This is a genomic window from Desulfosporosinus metallidurans (assembly GCF_001936615.1).
GTDB classification, from domain to species: Bacteria; Bacillota; Desulfitobacteriia; order Desulfitobacteriales; family Desulfitobacteriaceae; genus Desulfosporosinus; species Desulfosporosinus metallidurans.
The window spans coordinates 1-228 of record NZ_MLBF01000258.1 but is presented as its reverse complement, the minus strand read 5'-3'; the positions used below and the strand labels follow the sequence as shown (position 1 = coordinate 228).

Sequence of the window (228 nt, the reverse complement as noted above, 5' to 3'; positions counted from 1 at the left end):
AAGAGACAACATCTTCGTAGTCAATGGTGATCTCCAGACGCTGCTCCACTTGAGCCAGCATTACTTTAACCTTGTCAGTTACTGCTAATAAAATGTCAATCATTTCTAGAGAAACTTCCATTTTACCCTGCCGCAAGCGATCCAATAAATCTTCTGCAGCATGGGTCAGAGCTACAATAGGTGTAAACCCCATTGTTCCCGAAGCTCCCTTCAAACTGTGAGCCGAAC

1 protein-coding gene is annotated in these 228 nt (G+C 44.3%); it reads right to left on the bottom strand.

Features of this window, described 5'->3' with window-relative positions; genetic code table 11:
• Positions 1 to 228 (bottom strand): Hpt domain-containing protein (locus DSOL_RS26600; protein WP_170871646.1); only part of this gene is annotated, 228 nt, incomplete at both ends.